Source organism: Campylobacter sp. (assembly GCF_052170435.1).
Lineage (GTDB): Bacteria > Campylobacterota > Campylobacteria > Campylobacterales > Campylobacteraceae > Campylobacter_A.
The window spans coordinates 1-3,947 of record NZ_JBQNAN010000044.1 but is presented as its reverse complement, the minus strand read 5'-3'; the positions used below and the strand labels follow the sequence as shown (position 1 = coordinate 3,947).

Below are 3,947 nucleotides of genomic sequence, written 5' to 3'. Positions count from 1 at the left end.
AGCGGATTTTGCGTGATGCGCGATAGTCTAAAGTTTAAAATCGTCCAAAAAATCATCGTAACCGCAAGTAAAACAAGAAACAAAAGCGTAAAAATAGGATCGTAAAGTATCCCGGCTAGCAGAGCCGCCGCCGTAGCAATCCCTAGCAACCAATACGCGTGAAACGGCCGCATGAGGTTAGTCTCGCACATAGGCTGGAGCTTTTTAAGTGCTTTGTAAAGATAGACGAGCGCAAATATGCTTATCGCCGTCCAGCCGTGCTTTTCTTGAAGTTTCGGGAAAAAATCCTCAACGTAAAGCACCAAAACCGTAAAAGACATAAAGCAAGCCGAAAGCATTCCTTCTTGCTTTGCTTTTTCGATGATTTGGGTTTTGTTTTAGGTCAAATCTTGTTCGTTTTCTCTCATCTCATTCCTCCTTTATCATAGTCCAAGCGTATAGGTAAAACGCAGTCGGTAGCACGTAAAGTATCGCGATGGCTAGTGCTGCAAGCAGTATGGAAAAGACCGCCGTAAAATAGCCTATAGATAGCATTATCTGCAGCGCAAAGGCGATAATAAAGCTAGCGATAGCGAAAAATACGTAAGTCTTAAAAAGATCGTTTTCTGTAATCTTTGCAAGGCTGAAATTTAACTTAGCCCAAAGGACGGCTAGATAGACGGTGATAGCTAGTATAAAAAGTCCCGCCAGTCCGGCACCGGTCGAAGCAGGTCGGTCCTCTACACCGCGTATAAAGCCAAATGCTATACCAACTACCGCAAATACGATAGATACAAAAATCATCTGCTTATAAATGCTAAGTACGTCAGCGTCGTAAATCTCCTCTAGCTTTTTAAGCGCGTACCACATATAAACGGCTGCGGCGAGAAAAAGCACGAAATTTACCGAGCCTTCAAGCATTTTTATCAGCTGCTCTTGCGACTCGCCGTGCGGCTGCGTAAATATCAGATAAAGCTTGGCAAAAAACGACACGGCAACGGTCGCTAGCATAAGCCGGCACGAGATGATACCCTGCTTTTTGGCTGCTTTTAGCGTTTTACGTTCGTAAGAATTTTCTTGCGCGTTTTCTTTTTGGGACGGAATTTTATTTGCGCGGCTTTGCTCGGCGTCAAATTTGAACTCCGTCGTTTGCTCGTCTTGAGTTCTAAAATTTGGGTCGTTTGCGTCTTGTGTGCTTAAATTTGGCCTATCGCCGCACCGAATTGTTAAATTTATTTCGATTTCGTCTTGCTCGTTTGAGAAATTTTCCGCGTTGATCCACGCCGCGAGCAATACGCCCGAAGTCGCTAAATCAAAAAGCGCGTTTGCGAGGGGTTCAAATTTGACGATAGGGGCGATGATGGCGGGCGAGAGGACCTCTAGCATGCCATAGATAAAGTTTGCGCCCAGGCTAGCGGTAAGCATCCACGCGTAAATGCTAAAAAGCACGCAGCCCGAGGCCTTTGCGAGTTTGAGATTTATGACGACCCACGCAACCAAGACGGCAAATGCGGCAAGCGGGATGATGACGTCGGAGATGAGGCTTAGATAATTTTCATCAAAGACGTAGAGCGCGACCGTGCAGAGGATTACGGCTAAAAAGCCGTTGTAAGCGTATTTAAAGATAGTAAAGACGTTTGAGTTTGACAGATCCTGCGCGCGGATGAGCGTATAGTGGAAAAACGTCAGCGCAAACAGCCATGCTAGCGTGCGAACGATCCAAAACAGGCTCTGATCGCTCGCTAGAAAACTCGCGCTCGCACACAGGATGCAAACCGCGCCGAGGATGCCTTGCGTTCTTACTTTATTAAAATTTCTATCCATTTTTCTCTTTTGGCGGTTTTAGTTTTAAATTTATAAAATTTGACGCCCAAATTTGGGTCAAATTTAAGGGCTCGTAAAAGAGAAAATATACATAAATTTGTTTTAAACGGTTATTAAATTTAAGCGCCGAATTTGATTATTTGATTTACAACGAATTACCGCAAAATTTATGAAAGGCGCAGTTAAATTTATAGCGTAGATATATTAAGTAATAAACTGTTAAGGCCAGAAATACTTAGCGGCAGAGGGGGATTTTACTCCCCCCCCCCCCTGTAGAGTTAAATATTTTCTCCCGCTATCATACCAAACGTTAGGCAGTCTAGTATAGCGCAGCTGCCTAGCCTGCTAGCTCCGTGCGTACCGCCCGTAACCTCGCCCGCGGCATATAGACCGGCGATCGGCTCATCGTCGATATCTAGAACTTGCGCTTTGGTGTTGATCTTTACGCCGCCCATGGTGTGGTGCAGCTTCGGAGCGCCGCGCATAGCGTAAAACGGCGGTTTTGAGACCGTGATGCCGTCGGTTAGTTTCATCGGTTTGCCGAAATCCTCATCGACGCCAGACGCTACAAAGCCGTTATAGCGCTCGGCGGTCTTGGTTAGCTCTCCCGCAGGCATTTTATAAAACGCCGCTAGCTCCTCAAGGCTGTCGAATTTTTTGATGACGCCGTTATTCATCGGATTTTCGAGGTCGCTAGGCACTAGTTTTGCCGCGGCTACGGAGTCGCAAAGGTTGATCGGGTAGCTGTTTGCTTTAGCGTCGATGATTTTAAACATCGCGTCGGCTCTGATTTTGCGGTCGGCTAGCTCGTTCATATAGCGTTTGCCGGTTTTTGGATCGACGGAAAATCCGTAGCGGAAGCTCGCCTGGGCTGCAAATTTGCTCGTGATGCCGTTGCCTTTTTCGTCCGGGCATTTGTACGGGATGTACTGGATCCAGCCGACTTGCACCGGTAGCGCGCCTACCTTAAACGCTGAGATGAGCGCGCCTGCGGTAGCTCCGGGGTGGTTTGTGGTGTCAAACTCTGGCACGGCGCGAGGATCTTGGAGTTTTCTAAAGAATTTATCGCTACAAAAGCCGCCGCTTGCGAGTATGACGCCTTTTTTGGCCTTGATGATTTTCTTGTCGCCGCCTTTATTTTCTCGGTCGTCGCTAAAGAGATCTTTGTCGAATTTATAGTTTTCTCTCACGGTTACGCCTACTACGCGACCGCTCTCGTCGGTTACGAAGTCGTCAAATTTCGTTCGAGTGCGAAGCTCGCAGCCGTCGGTTTTTTTAAACGACTCCACGAGAGGCTGCACGATGCCCGAGCCGCTGGTGTTCTCGGTGTAGTACGTTCTAGGCACGCTGTGGCCGCCCTCTAGGATGAGTTTATCTAGGTATTTTGCGCCGTGTTTTACGGTGAAGTTAAACGTATCTACGGCGCGGTCGGCCAGCACCTCAAGCAGCTCGACGTGATTTAGTCCGAGGCCCGCTTTTACGCAGTCGGCGATGAAAATCTCTTTTGAGTCTTTGACGCCGTTTTTCTTTTGTAGTTCGCTACCCGGCACGGCAAAAATTCCGCCGTTTACGACGCTGTTGCCGCCCACGCGCCCCATTTTTTCTAGGATTAGTACTTTGTTTCCGCGTTCGCTCGCTTTGATACCCGCCGCAAGACCGGCAAAGCCGCTGCCGATGATGACGACGTCCCACTCCTCGTCAAATTTTACGTCTTTTGTGCTTACTGCAGCGTCTGCATTTACTGCTCCTAATGCAAGCGCTCCGGCACCGGTTAAGCTCATTTTGAGCATATCGCGTCTTGAAACGTCACTTTTTGCCATAATTATCTTCTTTAAATTTAGATATTAAATTACAAATTTTATATATACATAAGTATTTAATAAAATTTGTTTTTTATATTAAAAATTGTACTGCAGTATGGCGTAAACTAAACTTAAATTTGAGATGGTTTTATTAGATTATTTTAAATTTTTTATTATATTTTAATAAGGTAGTCTGATTTTACGCAGTCTACCTTAAATTTTAGAATTAATTTTACTTAGTCGCGTTTTTATCCGCCGTAGTTTCTGCTTTTCCCACCTTCATCCCCACATAATCCTCCCCAAAATAAGCCTTCTTTATCTCTTCTTTTTTGATTGCGGCTT

The 3,947-nt window shown here is 46.0% G+C and carries 3 protein-coding genes; all 3 read right to left on the bottom strand.

From position 1 onward, the window contains the following. Positions 1-320 (bottom strand): hypothetical protein (locus ACTTJF_RS09870; RefSeq protein WP_442551816.1); only part of this gene is annotated, 320 nt, incomplete at its 3' end. A gap of 88 nt (positions 321-408) precedes the next feature. Next, the gene (locus ACTTJF_RS09865; protein WP_442551814.1) at positions 409-1,803 is read right to left on the bottom strand and encodes a hypothetical protein; all 1,395 of its coding nucleotides are present in this window, start codon (positions 1,801-1,803) and stop codon (positions 409-411) included. A 278-nt stretch (positions 1,804-2,081) separates the two neighbouring features. After that, complete coding sequence (locus tag ACTTJF_RS09860) at positions 2,082-3,623, bottom strand: flavocytochrome c (RefSeq protein WP_442551813.1); 1,542 nt, start codon at positions 3,621-3,623, stop codon at positions 2,082-2,084. Positions 3,624-3,947 lie beyond the last annotated feature (324 nt).